General features: G+C 68.2%; 17 protein-coding genes. All 17 read left to right on the top strand.

Annotated features, from left to right (window positions below; all coding sequences use genetic code 11):
• The first annotated feature begins 194 nt into the window (after positions 1–194).
• The 17 genes from rplK (at position 195) to rplW (ending at position 19869) form a co-directional block, all read left to right on the top strand.
• The gene (gene rplK / locus QTQ03_RS15050; RefSeq protein WP_091335673.1) at positions 195–626 is read left to right on the top strand and encodes a 50S ribosomal protein L11; all 432 of its coding nucleotides are present in this window, start codon (positions 195–197) and stop codon (positions 624–626) included.
• Between the two features lie 82 nt (positions 627–708).
• Complete coding sequence (gene rplA / locus QTQ03_RS15045) at positions 709–1425, top strand: 50S ribosomal protein L1 (RefSeq protein WP_289278587.1); 717 nt, start codon at positions 709–711, stop codon at positions 1423–1425.
• A gap of 447 nt (positions 1426–1872) precedes the next feature.
• Positions 1873–2418 carry a 50S ribosomal protein L10 gene (rplJ, locus tag QTQ03_RS15040; protein WP_289278586.1) on the top strand — a complete coding sequence of 182 codons (546 nt, stop codon included), beginning with the start codon at positions 1873–1875 and terminating at the stop codon, positions 2416–2418.
• 54 nt (positions 2419–2472) lie between these two features.
• Positions 2473–2862 (top strand): 50S ribosomal protein L7/L12, encoded by a 390-nt coding sequence (gene rplL, locus QTQ03_RS15035; protein ID WP_289278585.1) that lies wholly within the window; start codon positions 2473–2475, stop codon positions 2860–2862.
• A gap of 572 nt (positions 2863–3434) precedes the next feature.
• Entirely contained in the window at positions 3435–6866 is a 3432-nt protein-coding gene (gene rpoB, locus QTQ03_RS15030) for a DNA-directed RNA polymerase subunit beta (RefSeq protein WP_289278584.1), read from the top strand.
• An 80-nt stretch (positions 6867–6946) separates the two neighbouring features.
• Complete coding sequence (locus QTQ03_RS15025) at positions 6947–10861, top strand: DNA-directed RNA polymerase subunit beta' (RefSeq protein WP_289278583.1); 3915 nt, start codon at positions 6947–6949, stop codon at positions 10859–10861.
• Between the two features lie 104 nt (positions 10862–10965).
• Positions 10966–11313, top strand: coding sequence for a VOC family protein (locus QTQ03_RS15020; RefSeq protein WP_289278582.1), 348 nt, complete (start codon positions 10966–10968; stop codon positions 11311–11313).
• A 35-nt stretch (positions 11314–11348) separates the two neighbouring features.
• The gene (locus tag QTQ03_RS15015; protein ID WP_289278581.1) at positions 11349–11723 is read left to right on the top strand and encodes a hypothetical protein; all 375 of its coding nucleotides are present in this window, start codon (positions 11349–11351) and stop codon (positions 11721–11723) included.
• Between the two features lie 545 nt (positions 11724–12268).
• Positions 12269–12640 (top strand): hypothetical protein, encoded by a 372-nt coding sequence (locus QTQ03_RS15010; protein ID WP_289280836.1) that lies wholly within the window; start codon positions 12269–12271, stop codon positions 12638–12640.
• Between the two features lie 498 nt (positions 12641–13138).
• The gene (gene rpsL / locus QTQ03_RS15005; protein ID WP_007465318.1) at positions 13139–13513 is read left to right on the top strand and encodes a 30S ribosomal protein S12; all 375 of its coding nucleotides are present in this window, start codon (positions 13139–13141) and stop codon (positions 13511–13513) included.
• A gap of 1 nt (position 13514) precedes the next feature.
• Entirely contained in the window at positions 13515–13985 is a 471-nt protein-coding gene (gene rpsG, locus QTQ03_RS15000; RefSeq protein WP_091650217.1) for a 30S ribosomal protein S7, read from the top strand.
• Positions 13986–14059: 74 nt separating this feature from the next.
• Positions 14060–16156, top strand: a complete 2097-nt coding sequence (gene fusA / locus QTQ03_RS14995; protein WP_289278580.1) for an elongation factor G — start codon at positions 14060–14062, stop codon at positions 16154–16156.
• A 222-nt stretch (positions 16157–16378) separates the two neighbouring features.
• Positions 16379–17572 carry an elongation factor Tu gene (gene tuf / locus QTQ03_RS14990; RefSeq protein WP_289278579.1) on the top strand — a complete coding sequence of 398 codons (1194 nt, stop codon included), beginning with the start codon at positions 16379–16381 and terminating at the stop codon, positions 17570–17572.
• A gap of 353 nt (positions 17573–17925) precedes the next feature.
• Complete coding sequence (rpsJ, locus tag QTQ03_RS14985; protein WP_007073037.1) at positions 17926–18234, top strand: 30S ribosomal protein S10; 309 nt, start codon at positions 17926–17928, stop codon at positions 18232–18234.
• A gap of 11 nt (positions 18235–18245) precedes the next feature.
• On the top strand, positions 18246–18905 hold the full coding sequence (rplC, locus tag QTQ03_RS14980) for a 50S ribosomal protein L3 (protein ID WP_289278578.1): 660 nt from the start codon (positions 18246–18248) through the stop codon (positions 18903–18905).
• A complete protein-coding gene (gene rplD, locus QTQ03_RS14975) occupies positions 18902–19570 on the top strand; it encodes a 50S ribosomal protein L4 (RefSeq protein WP_289278577.1) in 669 nt (222 codons plus the stop codon). Before rplC ends, rplD begins: the two co-directional genes overlap by 4 nt.
• A complete protein-coding gene (gene rplW, locus QTQ03_RS14970) occupies positions 19567–19869 on the top strand; it encodes a 50S ribosomal protein L23 (protein WP_289278576.1) in 303 nt (100 codons plus the stop codon). The genes rplD and rplW overlap by 4 nt, the downstream gene beginning before the upstream one ends.
• Positions 19870–19879 lie beyond the last annotated feature (10 nt).

Below are 19879 nucleotides of genomic sequence, written 5' to 3'. Positions count from 1 at the left end.
TCGGTACGCCGGCGGCGGGCGATGGCTCGTCGCCGGCGTACGTGTTTCCGCCCTCGCCCGGACCTCGGCGGACCGGGGCGCGGACCGCTGCGCTACCCTAGAACGTCGCCGTCGCATCGCGCTGACCGTGCGTGCCCGTGGCCGGCGATTTCCCAGTTCGGCGAAATTCCCAGTTCCAAGCCCCAGGAAGAGACATGCCTCCGAAGAAGAAGCTCGTCAAGACGTTCACGCTTCAGCTGCCGGCGGGCCAGGCCACCCCGGCGCCGCCGGTCGGCCCTGCGCTCGGTCAGCACGGTGTGAACATCATGGAGTTCTGCAAGTCCTACAACGCGCAGACCGAGTCGCAGCGGGGCGACATCGTTCCCGCCGAGATCAGCGTGTACGAGGACCGGACCTTCACCTTCGTTCTCAAGACTCCGCCCGCCGCCCGGTTGCTGATCAAGGCCGCCGGCGTGCAGAAGGGCTCGGGCGTCCCGCACAAGGAGAAGGTCGGCACCGTGACCCGCGCCCAGCTGCGGGAGATCGCCGAGAAGAAGATGGCCGACCTCAACGCCAACGACCTCGACCAGGCTGAGAAGATCATCGCCGGCACCGCCCGGTCGATGGGCCTGAACGTCGCCGACTGACCTCGGTCACCGCTCACCCGATCAGTTCGTGGGAGGGCGCGCGTACGCCGCGGCCCGCCAGAAACCACAGGAGTAACCAGACATGCAGCGCAGCAAGAGCTACCGCAAGGCCGCCGAGGTCATCGACCGGTCGAAGCTCTACACCCCCGCCGAGGCCGTCAAGCTGGCCAAGGAGACCACAGCCGTCAAGTTCGACGCCACGGTCGAGGTCGCGATGCGCCTCGGCGTCGACCCCCGTAAGGCGGACCAGATGGTCCGTGGCACGGTCAACCTGCCGCACGGCACCGGTAAGACCGCCCGCGTGATCGTCTTCGCCGCCGGCGCGAAGGCCGAGGAGGCCGCCGCTGCCGGCGCGGACGAGGTGGGCACCGACGAGCTGGTCGCCCGCATCCAGGGTGGTTGGCTCGACTTCGATGCGGCGATCGCTACGCCGGACCAGATGGCCAAGATCGGCCGGATCGCGCGGATCCTGGGCCCGCGCGGTCTGATGCCGAACCCGAAGACCGGCACGGTGACCATGGATGTCGCCAAGGCCGTCTCGGACATCAAGGGCGGGAAGATCACCTTCCGGGTGGACAAGCACTCCAACCTGCACCTGATCATCGGCAAGGCCTCGTTCTCGGAGGCCCAGCTGGTCGACAACTACGCGGCGGTCCTGGATGAGATCCTGCGGGCCAAGCCGTCCGCCGCGAAGGGCAAGTACCTGAAGAAGGTCACCCTGACCACCACGATGGGGCCGGGTGTTCCGATCGACCCGAACATCGTGAAGAACCTGCAGGAGGGCTCGGCTGAGAGCTGAACGACCGCCGGGAAGGGGCCTCGCCACGCTGTGGCGAGGCCCCTTCCCGTTATCCGTTCTGACGCGCTCATCGGTTGACGAGCGCTCGGCCCCGTTGCCACCAACGCGGCCCGGACCGCGCTTGGCGGCGGCTGTCCGCGCGTGTCGACCGATACGGGGGCGATTTGGCCTGGCGGGACGCGTCGCGTATCCTTGCTCCGTTCCACCCAGAGACCGCTGGTCACCGTGCCCTGGCACGGTCGAAGGTTCCGCGATGACGGGCGACCCGCGCAGGGCGGCAAGCGAAAGACGGCTCATCCCGTGGTCCGCCGACCGCGGTCATCGGGCCGGCCCTCGCCCCGTGCGCCCCTGCGCCGGGGCTTTTCTCGTTGTCGTGGTGCCTCCGACGCCGTTACGAGTTCCGCTCGTCGCCGGCGTACCAGCTCCGAGCAACGAGAGAGGAGGGACATGGCGGACAAGCCGATCCGGGTCGACAAGGCCACGGCCGTCGCTGAGCTGACCGAGAGTTTCCGCAACGCGGGGGCGACCGTGCTGACCGAGTACCGCGGTCTGACGGTTTCCCAGCTCACCCAGCTGCGGCGCTCGCTCGGCAAGGAGACCAGCTACACGGTCGCGAAGAACACGCTGGCCAAGCGTGCCGCGGCGGACGCGGGTATCTCCGGCCTCGACGAGCTGTTCACCGGTCCTACCGCGCTGACTTTCGTTTCGGGCGACGTCGTCGAGGCGGCGAAGGGGCTTCGTGACTTCGCGAAGGCCAACCCGAAGCTCGTCATCAAGGGCGGTGTCTTCGAGGGCGAGGCCATTTCCGCGGCCGAGGTCACGAAGCTCGCCGACCTGGAGTCCCGCGAGGTGCTGCTGGCCAAGCTGGCCGGCGCCATGAAGGGCAACCTGAGCAAGGCCGCGGCCCTGTTCCAGGCCCCGCTCGCCCAGACCGCGCGTCTGGCGGCCGCCCTGCAGGACAAGCGCGAGAAGGAGGGCGCCGAGGCGGCCTGAGGCCCCGCGGCGCACCCACGTTCTTAGGTCAACCATTCAGAAAGGACGCCAGACATGGCGAAGCTCAGCACCGAAGAGCTGCTCGACGCGTTCAAGGAGATGACGCTGATCGAGCTCTCCGAGTTCGTGAAGCAGTTCGAGACGACCTTCGAGGTCACCGCGGCGGCTCCGGTCGCGATGGCCGCCGCCGCCCCGGGTGGGGCCGGCGCCCCCGCCGAGGCCGAGCCGGAGAAGGACGAGTTCGACGTCATCCTCGACGCCGACGGTGGCAAGAAGATCCAGGTCATCAAGGTCGTGCGTGAGCTGACCGGCCTGGGCCTGAAGGAGGCCAAGGACCTGGTCGAGGCCGCGCCGAAGCCGGTCCTGGAGAAGGTCAACAAGGAGACCGCCGACAAGGCCAAGACCAAGCTCGAGGGCGAGGGCGCCAAGGTCACCCTCAAGTGACCTGAGGTGCGACCAGACGCGTTCCGGCTCACGTGAGTTGGGGCACAGCGCGTCACGACGGGCGGCGATCCGGGAAGCGGATCGCCGCCCGTCGCGTTGACGGCACCGGCGGTAGCGCACGTGACCTGCGCGGTCGGTGTCCAGTGCCGGATGCGCCGGGACGGCTTCCGATCGCCCGGTGGTGGGAAAGCGGCGGCGGGCCGGGGACCGGCCCTTGACGCGGCCCTGGCCTGGCAGGCACGCTGACACCAGCAAGACCGTCCGCGCTTGCAACGGCCACCACTTGGGTGATGGCGGTGGGACTCCATCGCCAACGACACGCGAGTGGCCCGGCGGGAGCGTCGTGTTCTGAGCGAGCCGGTGGGACCCCGGTTGGGAGTCTCGAGGCACGTTCCGCGACGACCTGCGGGGTGGGCTGGACAGCGGTTAGCCTCTCGGCTACACTGCTAGTTTGCGCTGCCTTCCGACTTGACCCCTGCTCGGAATTGTCCGTTTGTGGCTATTTCTGGCGGGGTCATTGGAGTGCACGCGTACCAGCCGTTCTGCAGCACCGGTCCTCGGAAGGACGCATCTTGGCAGCTTCCCGCCCTGCGAAGACCAGTCGTACGTCGAGCGCTTTCGCTCCCCGCCGAGTTTCCTTCGGCAGGATCACCGAACACCTCGAGGTCCCCAACCTCCTCGCCATCCAGACCGAGTCTTTCGACTGGCTGGTCGGCAACGAGGCGTGGCAGGGCCGGTCGGCGGACGACCCGCACGCACGCTCGGGTCTCGCGGAGATCCTCGACGAGATCAGTCCCATTGAGGACTTCTCCGGCACCATGTCGCTCTCCTTCTCGGCTCCGCGTTTCGACGAGGTCAAGGCCTCGATCGAGGAGTGCAAGGAGAAGGACCTCACCTACTGCGCGCCGCTGTTCGTGACCGCGGAGTTCACCAACAACACCACCGGCGAGATCAAGAGCCAGACGGTGTTCATGGGTGACTTCCCGATGATGACGCCGAAGGGCACCTTCATCATCAACGGCACCGAGCGCGTCGTCACCAGCCAGCTCGTCCGCTCGTCGGGCGTGTACTTCGACAAGCAGCCGGACAAGACCTCCGACCGCGACCTGTCCAGCGTCAAGGTCATCCCGAGCCGGGGTGCCTGGCTGGAATTCGACATCGACAAGCGCGACACGGTCGGTGTGCGCATCGACCGTAAACGCCGGCAGGCCGTCACGGTGCTGCTCAAGGCGATCGGCTGGTCGGCCGAGCAGATCCGGGAGAAGTTCGGCTGGTCCGAGCTGATGATGACCACGCTCGAGAAGGATCACATCGCCGGCCAGGACGAAGCCCTGCTCGACATCTACCGGAAGCTCCGCCCTGGTGAGCCACCGACCCGGGAGAACGCCCAGACCCTGCTCGACAACCTCTTCTTCAACCCGAAGCGGTACGACGTCGCGAAGGTGGGCCGGTACAAGTTCAACAAGAAGCTCGGGCTGGACGTGCCGATCACCACCGGCACGCTCACCCAGGACGACATCGTCGCCACCGTCGAGTACCTCTGCCGGCTGCACGCCGGTGAGGAGGGCTACGAGGCCGACGACATCGACCACTTCGGCAACCGCCGGATCCGCACCGTGGGCGAGCTGATCCAGAACCAGGTCCGGGTCGGCCTGTCGCGCATGGAGCGGGTCGTCCGGGAGCGGATGACGACGCAGGACGTGGAGGCGATCACGCCGCAGACCTTGATCAACATCCGCCCGGTGGTGGCGGCGATCAAGGAGTTCTTCGGCACGTCGCAGCTGTCCCAGTTCATGGACCAGACCAACCCGCTGGCGGGGCTCACCCACCGGCGCCGGCTGAACGCGCTCGGCCCGGGGGGACTGTCCCGGGAGCGGGCCGGCTTCGAGGTCCGGGACGTGCACCCGTCCCACTACGGCCGGATGTGCCCGATCGAGACGCCCGAAGGCCCGAACATCGGTCTGATCGGCAACCTGTCGACGTTCGCCCGGGTCAACCCGTTCGGCTTCCTCGAGACGCCGTACCGCAAGGTCGTCGACGGCCGGGTCACCGACCAGGTCGACTACCTGACCGCGGATGACGAGGACCGGTTCGTCAAGGCGCAGGCCAACGCGCCGCTGAAGGCGGACGGTTCGTTCGCCGAGGACCGGGTCCTGTGCCGCCGTAAGGGCGGTGAGACCGAGGACGTGGCGCCGGCTGCCGTGGACTACATGGACATCTCGCCGCGGCAGATGGTCTCCGTCGGCACCGCGATGATCCCGTTCCTCGAGCACGACGACGCCAACCGGGCGCTGATGGGCGCGAACATGCAGCGCCAGGCGGTGCCGCTGGTCAAGGCCGAGGCGCCGCTGGTCGGTACGGGCATGGAGTACCGCGCCGCCGTGGACGCCGGCGACGTGGTCGTCGCCGAGGTCGGCGGTGTGATCGAGGACCTGTGCGCCGACTACGTCACCATCCACCAGGACGACGGCCACCGCCGGACGTACCTGCTGCACAAGTTCCGCCGCTCCAACTCCGGCTCCTGCGTCAACCAGAAGCCGGTCGTCTTCGAGGGTGACCGCGTCGAGGCCGGCCAGGTCATCGCCGACGGTCCGTGTACCGACGAGGGCGAGATGGCGCTCGGGCGCAACCTGCTCGTGGCGTTCATGACCTGGGAGGGGTACAACTACGAGGACGCGATCATCCTGTCGCAGCGCCTCGTGCAGCAGGACGTGCTCACCTCGATCCACATCGAGGAGCACGAGGTCGACGCCCGGGACACCAAGCTCGGTCCGGAGGAGATCACCCGCGACATCCCGAACGTCAGCGAGGAGATGCTCGCCGACCTCGACGAGCGCGGCATCATCCGGATCGGCGCCGAGGTGGTCCCCGGCGACATCCTGGTCGGCAAGGTCACGCCCAAGGGCGAGACCGAGCTGACTCCGGAGGAGCGGCTGCTCCGCGCGATCTTCGGTGAGAAGGCGCGCGAGGTCCGGGACACCTCGCTGAAGGTGCCGCACGGCGAGACCGGCACGGTCATCGGCGTCCGGACCTTCTCCCGGGAGGACGGCGACGAGCTGCCCCCGGGTGTCAACGAGCTGGTCCGGGTCTACGTCGCCCAGAAGCGGAAGATCCAGGACGGTGACAAGCTCGCCGGACGACACGGCAACAAGGGCGTCATCTCCAAGATCCTGCCCGTCGAGGACATGCCGTTCCTCGAGGACGGCACGCCGGTGGACATCGTGCTGAACCCGCTCGGTGTGCCCTCCCGGATGAACATCGGCCAGGTGCTCGAGACGCACCTCGGCTGGGTGGCCAAGACCGGGTGGAAGGTCGAGGGCGACGACGCCGAGTGGAAGCGCCAGCTGCGCGGGATCGCGGCGGACGTCTCCGAGCCGGACACCAACGTGGCCACCCCGGTCTTCGACGGTGCCCGCGAGGAGGAGATCTCCGGTCTGCTCGCGTCGACCCTCCCCAACCGGGACGGCAAGCAGTTGATCGGTTCGTCCGGCAAGGCGCAGTTGTTCGACGGCCGCTCCGGTGAGCCGCTGCCGGATCCGATCGCGGTCGGCTACATCTACATCCTGAAGCTCAACCACCTGGTCGACGACAAGATCCACGCTCGGTCGACCGGCCCGTACTCGATGATCACCCAGCAGCCGCTGGGTGGTAAGGCGCAGTTCGGTGGCCAGCGCTTCGGTGAGATGGAGTGCTGGGCGATGCAGGCGTACGGCGCGGCGTACGCCCTGCAGGAGCTGCTGACCATCAAGTCCGACGACGTCCTCGGCCGGGTGAAGGTCTACGAGGCGATCGTCAAGGGCGAGAACATCCCCGAGCCGGGCATCCCGGAGTCCTTCAAGGTGTTGCTCAAGGAGCTCCAGTCGCTGTGCCTCAACGTCGAGGTGCTCTCCAGCGACGGCGTGGCTCTGGAGATGCGCGAGACCGATGACGAGGTGTTCCGGGCCGCGGAGGAGCTGGGGATCGACCTGTCCCGGCGCGAGCCGAGCTCGGTCGAAGAGGTCTGAGGTGAGGGTCGGGAGCCGGTGAGCCGGCTCCCGACCCCACGCACTAGCTAAGCAGTACAGACGACGACATAGGGGACATAGTGCTCGACGTCAACTTCTTCGACGAGCTGCGCATTGGCCTCGCCACCGCCGACGACATCCGTCAGTGGTCCCACGGCGAGGTCAAGAAGCCTGAGACGATCAACTACCGCACCCTCAAGCCGGAGAAGGACGGGCTCTTCTGCGAGAAGATCTTCGGTCCGCAGCGGGACTGGGAGTGCTACTGCGGTAAGTACAAGCGGGTCCGCTTCAAGGGCATCATCTGCGAGCGCTGTGGCGTCGAGGTGACCCGCTCGAAGGTCCGTCGCGAGCGGATGGGGCACATCGAGCTCGCCGCTCCGGTGACCCACATCTGGTACTTCAAGGGCGTGCCGAGCCGGCTGGGCTACCTGCTGGACCTTGCCCCGAAGGACCTCGAGAAGATTATCTACTTCGCATCGTACGTCGTGACCAGTGTGGACGCCGAGGCGCGTCACCGCGACCTCTCGACGATCGAGAACGAGATCCTGGCCGAGAAGCGGCAGTCCGAGAACAGCCGCGACTCGGAGATCGAGAAGCGGGCCGCCAAGCTCGAGGCCGACCTGGCCGAGCTGGAGGCCGAGGGTGCCAAGGCGGACGTCCGGCGCAAGGTCAAGGAGGGCGGCGAGCGCGAGATGCGCCAGATCCGCGACCGGGCCCAGCGCGAGATCGACCGCCTGGACGAGGTGTTGGACACCTTCCGCAAGCTGGAGCCGAAGCAGCTGGTCACCGACGAGCTGCTCTACCGGGAGCTGCGCGACCGGTTCGGCGAGTACTTCACCGGCAGCATGGGCGCCGAGGCGATCAAGGCGCTCGTCCAGAACATGGACCTCGACGCCGAGGCGGAGAGCCTGCGGGAGACCATCCGTACCGGCAAGGGGCAACGGAAGATCCGGGCGCTCAAGCGGCTCAAGGTCGTCGCGGCGTTCCTGAACACCCGCAACTCGCCGCTCGGCATGGTGCTGGACTGCGTTCCGGTCATCCCGCCGGACCTGCGGCCGATGGTGCAGCTCGACGGTGGCCGGTTCGCGACCTCCGACCTGAACGACCTGTACCGCCGTGTGATCAACCGGAACAACCGACTCAAACGGCTGATCGACCTCGGCGCGCCCGAGATCATCGTCAACAACGAGAAGCGGATGCTCCAGGAGGCGGTCGACGCGCTGTTCGACAACGGCCGTCGGGGCCGGCCGGTCACCGGTCCGGGTAACCGCCCGCTGAAGTCGCTGTCGGACATGCTCAAGGGCAAGCAGGGCCGGTTCCGCCAGAACCTGCTGGGCAAGCGCGTCGACTACTCCGGCCGGTCGGTCATCGTGGTCGGTCCGAAGCTCAAGCTGCACCAGTGCGGCCTGCCCAAGCAGATGGCGCTGGAGCTGTTCAAGCCGTTCGTGATGAAGCGGCTGGTCGACCTCAACCACGCGCAGAACATCAAGTCCGCCAAGCGGATGGTCGAGCGGCAGCGGCCGGTCGTGTGGGACGTTCTGGAGGAGGTCATCGGCGAGCACCCGGTCCTGCTCAACCGGGCGCCGACCCTGCACCGCCTGGGCATCCAGGCCTTCGAGCCGCAGCTGGTCGAGGGCAAGGCCATCCAGATCCACCCGCTGGTCTGCACGGCGTTCAACGCCGACTTCGACGGAGACCAGATGGCGGTGCACGTGCCGCTGTCCGCCGAGGCCCAGGCCGAGGCGCGGATCCTGATGCTGTCGTCGAACAACATCCTCAAGCCGGCCGACGGCAAGCCGGTGACCATGCCCACCCAGGACATGATCATCGGTCTCTACCACCTCACCCACCTCACCCCTGGTGAGCGGGGCGAGGGCCGGGCGTTCGGCTCGGACGCCGAGGCGCGGATGGCGTTCGACAATGGCGAACTGCACCTGCAGGCCCCGGTGAAGATCCGGCTGCGCGGCCTCGTCGGCGTCGAGAACGGCCCCGGTGCCGAGCCGTGGACCCCGCCCGAGGGCTGGGTCGAGGGCGATCCGGTGACGGTGGAGACCACGCTCGGCCGGGTCCTGTTCAACGAGACGCTGCCCCAGGGCTACCGCTTCGTGAACTACGAGATCCGCAAGGGTCAACTCTCCGCAATCGTCAACGACCTCGCCGAGCGCTTCCCGAAGGTGGCCCTCGCGGCCACCCTCGACGGGCTCAAGGAAGCCGGTTTCCACTGGGCCACCTGGTCCGGCGTGACGATCGGCATGGAGGACGTCATCGCGCCCCCGCGTAAGCGGGAGATCCTGGAACGGTACGAGCGGGAAGCCGACCAGATCGACAAGCAGTACCAGCGTGGTCTGATGACCGCCGAGGAGCGTCGCGGCGAGCTCATCGAGATCTGGACCAAGGCGACCAACGAGGTCGCCAAGGAGATGGACACCGCGCTACCGCAGGAGAACCCACTGTGGAAGATGATCAACTCGGGTGCCCGCGGTAACCTGCTCCAGCTCCGGCAGATCGCGGCGATCCGTGGTCTGGTGGCCAACCCCAAGGGTGAGATCATCCCGCGCCCCATCAAGGCGTCGTACCGGGAGGGTCTGTCCGTGCTGGAGTACTTCATCTCCACGCACGGTGCCCGAAAGGGTCTCGCGGACACCGCCCTGCGTACCGCCGACTCGGGTTACCTGACCCGTCGTCTGGTGGACGTCTCGCAGGACGTCATCATCCGCGAGGAGGACTGCGGCACCGACCGGGCCATCCCGATGCAGGTCGGGCAGCGGATCGACGGCAGCGGTCAGAACTCCGGCGGAGCCGGTTCACTTGTCGTGCACGAGCACGCCGAGACCAGCGTGCACGCCCGTACGCTGGCCGACGACATCAAGGGTCCGGACGGCACCGTCGTCGCCGAGCGGGGCGCGGACATCAACTCGATCCTGGTCGACCGGATCGTCGGGGCCGGGGTGGAGACCGTCCGGGTCCGCAGCGTGCTCACCTGCGAGTCCAAGCTGGGTGTCTGCGGTGCATGCTACGGCCGCTCGCTGCCGACCGGTAAGACGGTGGACGTCGGCGAGGCGGTCGGCATCATCGCCGCCCAGTCGATCGGTGAGCCGGGTACCCAGCTGACGATGCGTACCTTCCACACCGGTGGTGTCGCGGGTGAGGACATCACCCAGGGTCTGCCCCGGGTTCAGGAGATCTTCGAAGCTCGGATCCCGAAGGGCAAGGCGCCCATCGCCGACACCCCCGGCCGGGTCCGGATCGAGGACGGCGAGCGGTCGCGGAAGATCATTGTGGTGCCGGACGACGGCAGCGACGAGATCGTCTACGACAAGATCTCGAAGCGGGTCCGGCTCCTGGCCAACGACGGCGACCACGTCGAGGTCGGCGAGAAGCTCACCCTGGGTACGGTCGATCCGCACGAGCTGCTGCGCATTCTCGGTCCGCGTGCGGTCCAGGTCCACCTGACCCAGGAGGTTCAGGAGGTCTACCGCTCACAGGGTGTGCTCATCCACGACAAGCACATCGAGATCATCATCCGTCAGATGCTCAAGCGGGTGACGGTCATCGACTCCGGCTCGACCGAGTTCCTGCCCGGTGTGCTGGTCGATCGGGCGCTGTTCGAGTCGGAGAACCGCCGGCTCGTCTCCGAGGGCGGCGAGCCCGCGGCCGGTCGCCCGGTGCTGATGGGTATCACCAAGGCCTCGCTGGCCACGGACTCCTGGCTGTCGGCGGCCTCCTTCCAGGAGACCACCCGGGTACTGACGGACGCGGCGATCCACGCCCGCAGCGACTCGCTGATCGGCCTCAAGGAGAACGTGATCATCGGTAAGCTCATCCCGGCCGGTACTGGCATCAGCAAGTACCGCAACGTCCGGGTCGAGCCGACCGAGGAGGCGAAGGCCAAGGTCTACTCGATGACCGGGTACCCGGAGACCGACTACGGCTTCGGGCCGGCCAGCGGCCAGGCGGTTCCGTTGGACGACTTCGACTTCGGGTCGTACCGCTAAGGCGGGTCGTACCGCTAGGGAACGGACGCGACGAGGCCCCCGGCATCGCCGGGGGCCTCGTCGCGTCCGGGAAACCGTCGGTGCCGGCCGCTAGCGTCGCGGGCATGTCGGAGAGTCCGTTGCAGAAGGTCGACACCGTCTTCGTGAAGGTCGATGATCCGCACGCTGTCGCGGGGTGGTATCAGGACGTCCTGGGTTGGCCGGAGCTGTTCCGCACCTCGCACATCGTGGTGCTCCGGGCGCCGGAGGGTCCGCCGGTCACGCTGTTGGACCCGGGGGGCGGGGAATGGTCCGGCTTCAATTTCTACACGTCCGACGCGGCCGCCGCGCGGGCCTGGCTCGTCGACCGCGGCGCCGAGGTCGGCCAGCTCAACCGGGCCCCGGACCAGCCGGTCACCTGGTTCTGGTTCCGCGACCCACTGGGCAACCGGCTGGAGGTCTGCTCCTACTGACCCCGAGCCGTGGGCTGCCGGGCATGATGGAGGGCATGACCACCGTTCCCGGGCCCGTCCCGGTGGCTCCGCCGCTGGGGCACCCGCGGCACCCGTTGGATCCGGATCCGGCCCGGGCCACGAAGGCGCGGGCGGTGTTCGCGCTGGGCCTGATCGGAGCGGTGACCGGCCTGTTCGTCGGTGGAGTGGTGCCCGCCACGGTGGCCCTCCAACTCGCGCGCCAGGCGCGCCGTGAGGCGTACGGTTCGGGCGGCTTCCTCACCGGAGCGGCCTGGCTACGGCGCGGTGAGCGGTTGGCCTGGACGGGCCTGGTGCTGGTCGCGGTCGCGGTGGTGGTTGTGCTGGTGGTCGGGGTCGTACGGCTCGCCGAGGCACCCTACGGGCAGGACTTCGCGCCGAATGTGGACTGACCGGCCCGGTGGGGAGCCGACCGCGTCGGGCGCCGGCGACCGGCCCGGCAGCGGTAGCCTGGCCGGTGTCCGTCGCCCGCGCGTGGACGCCACTGCCGACAGGAGGACCCGTGACTGACCCGGCGCGCCCGCAGGGCACCGATCCGACGGGGCCCAGCCGGCCGGACGCCGCGTCCGTCCCCGAGGGGTCTGCGCGGCCGGCTGGCTCGCCCGGCTCCGCACCGCCATACCCGGCACCGGCGGCCGACCCCTGGTCCGGGTTCCCGGCCGGTCCGCCCGCCTTCTCTGCTGGCGTGCCCGGCTCGCCGCCCGACCTTGCGACGTCGGCATCTGACCCGTGGGCACAGCCGCCGGCAGGCTCCGCTGATCGGTCGCCCCGAACCTCGGAGCCGCCCTTCGGTTCCGGTGCGCCCGCGCCGGGGTTGGCGACACCGCCGGGGCGGGCTGGGACACCGCCGACGACCGGCCCTGGTTGGGGTCCGCTGCCCGCCGTGCCGCCGCCTCCGCCGCGGGACGTGGTGCGCCGCCCGCGGCGGGTCGACCCGGTGCCCGGCACGCCGTTCGGTGTCGTGCACCTCGACGTGCCGGCGGTCGCCTCGGGCCTTGCGGTGGGCTCCCTGGTGGCGGGAATCGCCTCGATTCTCGTCTCGCTGCTGGTGATCTGTTTCGGGGTGGCGGGGGCTGACTGGGACGGCGTCTGGGCCGCCGGCGCCTTCACGGTGCTGGGCGTCCTGGCCGGGGCGGGCGCTGTCGGCGCCGGCCTCCTCGGGCTGCGGCAGATCCGCCGGCCGGCGGCACCGCCGGCGGTCCGGTTCACCGGACGGGGCCTGGCTTTCGCCGGTATCGGCTGCGGAGGTGTGGGGCTGCTGCTGAGCCTGCTCGGGCTGGGGCTGGCGTTGCTCGTGTCACTGGCGTGACCAGCGGTGTGGTGGCCGTGCGGCCGCCGGAGGGAACCCTGGGGCCGACGGGTGGTCGCGCGGTGCGGCCGGTACACTCGTATCCGTGGGTGCCCATCGCGGGCGTGCGGGCAGGACGATTCCTTCGGTGGGGCGGTGACGTTCCGCCGGTGGCACAGTTTTGACCGGCGCGGTTGTGGTAGGTACTCTTTCCCCTTGTGCCCGGGCATGCCCGGGCAACTCGTGCGTGCGCTGGATCCGGTCAGCCGGTGATCCTGCGGCAGCACGGTGAAGCCAGAAGGTCCGGCGCGCGGCCTGCCACGTGCCGGTGACAGACAAAGATCCCGGCGTGGCGAGAGTGACGACCGGGGAACCGCGAGCCGGGCGACACGCCCGACCGCGGGTGCCGGGACCGCCGTGAGGCGGTCCTGGTCGGAATGTAGGAGAGTCGACCTCCAGGTCGGCTACGGCAGACGGCGCGGCCGCCGGGCAGGCGGCCGAAGGGAGCGGAGAAACCCGGTGCCCACGATCCAGCAGCTGGTCCGCAAGGGCCGCCAGGCGAAGACGACCAAGACCAAGACCCCGGCGCTGAAGGGGTCCCCCCAGCGGCGCGGTGTGTGCACCCGCGTGTACACCACCACCCCGAAGAAGCCGAACTCGGCGCTGCGCAAGGTCGCTCGTGTCAAGCTCAGCAGTCAGATCGAGGTGACCGCCTACATCCCGGGTGTCGGCCACAACCTGCAGGAGCACTCCATCGTGCTCGTCCGCGGCGGCCGGGTGAAGGACCTCCCCGGCGTGCGTTACAAGATCGTCCGCGGCTCGCTGGACACCCAGGGTGTCCGCAACCGCAAGCAGGCGCGCAGCCGTTACGGCGCGAAGAAGGAGAAGAGCTGACATGCCGCGTAAGGGACCCGCTCCGCGGCGGCCGCTGGTCGCTGACCCGGTGTACAACTCGCCGCTGGTCACCCAGCTGGTGAACAAGATCCTGTTGCGCGGCAAGCGTCAGCTCGCTGAGCGCGTCGTGTACGCGGCCCTGGAGGGCTGCCGCGAGAAGTCCGGCACCGACCCGGTCGTCACCCTCAAGCGGGCGATGGACAACGTCAAGCCGACCCTGGAGGTGCGCAGCCGCCGCGTCGGTGGCGCGACCTACCAGGTGCCGGTCGAGGTCCGTCCGGCCCGGGCGACCACGCTGGGCCTGCGCTGGCTGGTCACCTACTCCCGGGCCCGGCGGGAGAAGACCATGGTCGAGCGGCTGATGAACGAGCTGCTGGACGCGAGCAACGGCCTCGGTGCCGCCGTCAAGCGGCGCGAGGACACCCACAAGATGGCCGAGTCCAACAAGGCCTTCGCGCACTACCGCTGGTAACACCCTGGCTCCGGCACCGTCCGGTGCCGGAGCCACCACCAGTTGTGTCGAGACGACGATAAGTAGGGATTGAAGTGGCCGCCGCAGACGCGCTCGCCAACGTACGCAACATCGGCATCATGGCGCACATCGATGCCGGTAAGACCACTACCACCGAGCGGATCCTGTTCTACACCGGTATCACCTACAAGATCGGTGAGGTCCACGAGGGCGCTGCCGTCATGGACTGGATGGAGCAGGAGCAGGAGCGCGGTATCACCATCACTTCCGCCGCCACCAAGTGCGAGTGGAAGGGCCACACGATCCAGATCATCGACACGCCCGGCCACGTCGACTTCACCGTCGAGGTCGAGCGGTCGCTGCGCGTTCTGGACGGTGCGGTCGCGGTCTACGACGGTGTCGCCGGTGTGGAGCCGCAGACGGAGAACGTCTGGCGCCAGGCCGACAAGTACAACGTTCCCCGGATGTGCTTCGTCAACAAGCTCGACCGGACCGGTGCCGACTTCTTCCGCTGCGTGCAGATGATGATCGACCGGCTCAACGCCACCCCGCTGGTGCTTCAGATCCCGATCGGGCTCGAGGCCGACCACATCGGTGTCGTGGACCTGGTCAGCATGCGCGCCCTCACCTGGCGCGGGGAGACCAAGAAGGGTGAGGACTACGCGGTCGAGGAGATCCCGGCCGAGCTGACCGACGCCGCGGCCGAGTGGCGCGAGAAGCTGATGGAGACCCTGGCCGACGTCGACGACTCGGTGATGGAGAAGTACCTGGAGGGCGAGGAGATCTCCACCGAGGAGATCAAGGTCGCCGTCCGACGGGCCACCATCGCCGGCAAGGCCAATCCGGTGCTCTGCGGCTCCGCGTTCAAGAACAAGGGCGTCCAGCCGATGCTCGACGCCGTGGTCGACTACCTGCCGTCGCCGCTGGACATCCCGGCGATCGAGGGCACCGCCACCGACGGCGAGACGCCGATGCAGCGGAAGCCGTCCACCTCGGAGCCGTTCTCCGGCCTGGCCTTCAAGATCCAGACTGACAAGCACCTCGGCAAGCTCACCTACGTCCGGGTGTACTCGGGCGTGGTCGAGTCCGGGTCCCAGGTGGTCAACTCCACCAAGGACCGCAAGGAGCGGATCGGCAAGATCTACCAGATGCACGCCAACAAGCGGGAGGAGCGCAGCTCCGCCAAGGCTGGCGACATCATCGCGGTTCAGGGGCTGAAGCAGACCACCACCGGTGACACCCTGTGTGACCCGGCGAACCCCGTCATCCTGGAGTCGATGACCTTCCCGGAGCCGGTCATCGAGGTGGCCATCGAGCCGAAGACCAAGGCCGACCAGGAGAAGCTCAGCACCGCCATCCAGCGGCTGGCCGAGGAGGACCCGACCTTCCGCGTCAAGCTGGACGAGGAGACCGGCCAGACGGTCATCTCCGGCATGGGCGAGCTGCACCTGGACATCCTGGTGGACCGGATGCGCCGTGAGTTCAACGTCGAAGCGAACATCGGCAAGCCTCAGGTGGCGTACCGTGAGACCATCCGCCGGCTGGTGGAGAAGGTCGAGTACACCCACAAGAAGCAGACCGGTGGTTCGGGTCAGTACGCCCGGGTGATCATCAGCCTGGAGCCGCTGCCGCTGGACAACGAGGCGCCGACCTACGAGTTCGCCAACGCCGTCACCGGCGGCCGTATCCCCAGGGAGTTCATCCCCTCGGTGGACGCGGGCGCTCAGGACGCCATGCAGTACGGCATTCTCGCTGGCTTCCCGCTGGTCGGTGTCAAGCTGACCCTGGTGGACGGTCAGTACCACGAGGTCGACTCGTCCGAGATGGCGTTCAAGATCGCCGGCTCGATGGTGCTGAAGGAGGCGGCCCGCAAGGCCGACCCGGCGCTGCTTGAGCCGATGATGGCCGTTGAGGTCACCACTCCGGAGGAGAACATGGGTGACGTCATCGGCGACCTCAACTCCCGCCGTGGCATCATCCAGGCGATGGAGGAACGCGGCGGTGCCCGCGTCGTCCGCGCCCTGGTGCCGTTGTCGGAGATGTTCGGCTACGTCGGCGACCTGCGGTCGAAGACCCAGGGCCGGGCTAGCTACAGCATGCAGTTCGACTCCTACGCCGAGGTTCCGGCCTCGGTGGCCAAGGAGATCATCGCCAAGGCGACTGGTGAGTGACGCTCGCCTGGGCTGAATCGATGAGCCGGGTCTGGTCGCGGGAGGGGGTTCCCGCCCGCGACCACCTCGGTCGGGTTGTGTGAATCCGGGCCTGTAGGCTTCACCGCCGCAGAACCCACAAAGGCTCTCCGGCCGTCAGGTCGGAAAGGCTGTCGACAGAGTCCTAAGCGCCGACCGGCGCACCGGGGCGAACGAACCAAGAAAGTCCACAGGAGGACACCAGTGGCGAAGGCGAAGTTCGAGCGGACTAAGCCGCACGTCAACATCGGCACCATTGGTCACATCGACCACGGTAAGACGACGCTGACGGCGGCCATCACCAAGGTCCTGCACGACCAGTACCCGGACCTGAACCCGTACACGCCGTTCGACGAGATCGACAAGGCGCCGGAGGAGAAGGCGCGCGGCATCACGATCTCGATCGCGCACGTCGAGTACCAGACCGAGGCGCGGCACTACGCGCACGTCGACTGCCCCGGTCACGCCGACTACATCAAGAACATGATCACCGGTGCCGCCCAGATGGACGGCGCGATCCTGGTGGTCGCGGCGACCGACGGCCCGATGCCGCAGACCCGCGAGCACGTGCTGCTGGCCCGTCAGGTCGGCGTGCCGTACATCGTCGTGGCGCTCAACAAGAGCGACATGGTCGATGACGAGGAGCTTCTGGAGCTCGTCGAGCTCGAGGTCCGCGAGCTGCTCTCGTCGCAGGAGTACCCGGGTGACGACCTGCCGGTCGTCCGGGTGTCCGCGCTGAAGGCGCTCGAGGGCGACCCTGAGTGGACCCAGAAGCTGATGGACCTGATGACCGCGGTCGACACCGCGATCCCGCAGCCGGAGCGCGAGACCGAGAAGCCGTTCCTGATGCCGATCGAGGACGTCTTCACGATCACCGGTCGGGGCACCGTCGTCACCGGTCGCGCTGAGCGCGGCGTCCTCAAGCCGAACGAGGAGGTGGAGATCGTCGGTATCCGCGAGAAGTCGATGAAGACCACCTGCACCGGCATCGAGATGTTCCGCAAGCTGCTCGACGAGGCCCGCGCGGGTGAGAACGTCGGTCTGCTGCTGCGTGGCATCAAGCGCGAGGACGTCGAGCGCGGCATGGTCGTCGTCAAGCCGGGTACCACGACTCCGCACACCGAGTTCGAGGCGACGGTCTACATCCTCTCCAAGGAGGAGGGCGGCCGGCACACCCCGTTCTTCCAGAACTACCGTCCGCAGTTCTACTTCCGGACCACCGACGTCACCGGTGTCGTCACCCTCCCCGAGGGCACCGAGATGGTCATGCCGGGCGACAACACCACGATGAGCGTCAAGCTCATCCAGCCGATCGCGATGGAGGAGAACCTCAAGTTCGCGATCCGCGAGGGTGGTCGTACGGTGGGCGCGGGTCGCGTCACCAAAATCATCAAGTGAGCTGGGTAACCCCGATTAGACCCGCCGCCGGTCGTGCGGCATACTAGTCAGGTTGCGTAACGACGGTTCGTCCGCCTGTGTTCGACGTGTGTTGAACCTCCGGGTGGAAGGGCCAGTCGGGCGTAGGGTGGTTGGCGGCCAGACTGCCAACCACCCTCGCACGGCGTCCAGGTCGCGGCAGTGCGATCGACGCCATGACCCACCGCGCGGTCTGGCACCGTTCCGGAATCCCGGGGCGGAGCCTGATCCGAGGGCGCGACACGCCCGACCGCGGGGGTCGGCGAAGTGGGCCCGTGCCAGCCGGTACAGGCGCCCGCAACACAGCGGCATCGAGAGAAGGAACAGAAGCCACCATGGCGGGACAGAAGATCCGCATCCGGCTCAAGGCCTATGACCACGAGGTCGTCGACTCCTCGGCTCGGAAGATCGTCGAGACGGTGACGCGTACCGGGGCGCAGGTCGCGGGCCCGGTGCCGCTGCCCACGGAGATCAACCGTTTCTGCGTTATCCGCTCGCCGCACAAGTACAAGGACTCGCGCGAGCACTTCGAGATGCGCACGCACAAGCGGCTGATCGACATCATCGACCCGACCCCGAAGACGGTCGACTCGCTCATGCGCCTCGACCTGCCGGCTGGCGTCGACATCGAGATCAAGCTGTAGGGATCGGACAAATGGACAGGCAAGTCAAGGGGATCCTGGGCGCGAAGCTCGGCATGACCCAGGTCTGGGACAACAACCGCGTTGTTCCGGTGACCGTGGTGCAGGCCGGCCCGTGCGTCGTCAGCCAGGTTCGCAGCGCCGAGAAGGACGGCTACTCGGCGGTCCAGCTGGCGTACGGCGCGATCGACCCGCGCAAGGTCAAGAAGCCGATCAGCGGTCACTACGCGAAGGCCGATGTCGCGCCGCGTCGCCACATCGTCGAGCTGCGCACGACCGACGCCGCCGAGTACTCACTCGGCCAGGAGGTCACGGTCGAGCAGTTCCCGGCCGGTATCTCGGTCGACGTGACCGGCAAGACCAAGGGCAAGGGCTACGCCGGCCCGATGAAGCGGCACGGCTTCCACGGCCTGCGCGCCAGCCACGGTGTCGAGCGAAAGCACCGTTCGCCGGGCTCCATCGGCGCCTGCGCCACCCCGGGTCGTGTCTTCAAGGGCACCCGGATGGCCGGCCGGATGGGTGGCGTCCGCTACACCGTCCAGAACCTGACCGTCCAGGCGGTCGACACCGAGAACAACCTCCTGCTCGTCCGCGGGGCCATCCCGGGCCCCAAGGGCGCGCTGGTCCTGGTCCGCACGGCGGCCAAGGCGAAGAAGGGTGGTGCGGCCAAGTGACCACCGTTGACGTCCTCACCGTCGAAGGCAACAAGAGCGGCTCCGTCGAGTTGCCCGCCGACATCTTCGACGCACAGGCCAACGTCGCGCTGATGCACCAGGTCGTGGTGGCTCAGCTCGCGGCGGCCCGGCAGGGAACGCACAAGACCAAGACCCGCGGCGAGGTTGCCGGTGGCGGCAAGAAGCCGTACAAGCAGAAGGGCACCGGTCGTGCCCGGCAGGGCTCGATCCGCGCGCCGCAATTCGCCGGTGGTGGCGTGGTGCACGGTCCCGTGCCGCGCGACTACAGCCAGCGGACCCCGAAGAAGATGAAGGCCGCCGCCCTCCGCGGCGCCCTGTCCGACCGGGCGCGCGCCGGCAAGGTGCACGTCGTCGAGGCGTTCGTCTCGGGCGAGAAGCCGTCGACCAAGGCCGCCCTCGCCACGCTGGCGAAGCTGACCGAGGCCCGCCGGGTACTGGTCGTGCTGAGCAGCACCGACGAGCTGAACTGGGTGTCGCTGCGGAACGAGCCGCGGGTGCACCTGATCGAGGCCGGCCAGCTCAACACCTACGACGTGCTGGTGGCCGACGACGTGGTCTTCACCAAGGAGGCCCTGGACGAGTTCCTGGGGCTGCCGATGGTGGTCGGCCGGGCGGCCGAGACGACCGAGGAGGGTGGCAAGTGAGCACGATCGCCGACCCGCGCGACATCATCGTGGCGCCGGTCGTCTCGGAGAAGAGCTACAGCGAGCTGAACCGCAACTGGTACACCTTCCTGGTGCACCCGGACGCGAACAAGACCGCGATCAAGATCGCCATCGAGCAGATCTTCGACGTGCGCGTCCTGACGGTGAACACGCTCAACCGCGAGGGCAAGCGCAAGCGGACCCGCACCGGGTTCGGCAAGCGCAAGGACACCAAGCGGGCGATGGTGAAGCTGGCTGACGGTGACCGTATCGAGGCCTTCGGCGGCCCGGTCAGCTGAGGGGTGTAGA

This window comes from Micromonospora sp. WMMA1363, assembly GCF_030345795.1.
GTDB lineage: Bacteria > Actinomycetota > Actinomycetes > Mycobacteriales > Micromonosporaceae > Micromonospora.
Note: the sequence above shows the minus strand (reverse complement) of the source record. Positions and strands in the feature narration are given on the sequence as shown.

Bases quoted from the DNA above. Each gene is read 5' to 3' on its own strand.
- rplK (WP_091335673.1), top strand. From the start codon at position 195: ATGCCTCCGAAGAAGAAGCTCGTCAAGACGTTCACGCTTCAGCTGCCG.
- rplA (WP_289278587.1), top strand. From the start codon at position 709: ATGCAGCGCAGCAAGAGCTACCGCAAGGCCGCCGAGGTCATCGACCGG.
- rplJ (WP_289278586.1), top strand. From the start codon at position 1,873: ATGGCGGACAAGCCGATCCGGGTCGACAAGGCCACGGCCGTCGCTGAG.
- rplL (WP_289278585.1), top strand. From the start codon at position 2,473: ATGGCGAAGCTCAGCACCGAAGAGCTGCTCGACGCGTTCAAGGAGATG.
- QTQ03_RS15020 (WP_289278582.1), top strand. From the start codon at position 10,966: ATGTCGGAGAGTCCGTTGCAGAAGGTCGACACCGTCTTCGTGAAGGTC.
- QTQ03_RS15015 (WP_289278581.1), top strand. From the start codon at position 11,349: ATGACCACCGTTCCCGGGCCCGTCCCGGTGGCTCCGCCGCTGGGGCAC.
- rpsG (WP_091650217.1), top strand. From the start codon at position 13,515: ATGCCGCGTAAGGGACCCGCTCCGCGGCGGCCGCTGGTCGCTGACCCG.
- rpsJ (WP_007073037.1), top strand. From the start codon at position 17,926: ATGGCGGGACAGAAGATCCGCATCCGGCTCAAGGCCTATGACCACGAG.
- rplC (WP_289278578.1), top strand. From the start codon at position 18,246: ATGGACAGGCAAGTCAAGGGGATCCTGGGCGCGAAGCTCGGCATGACC.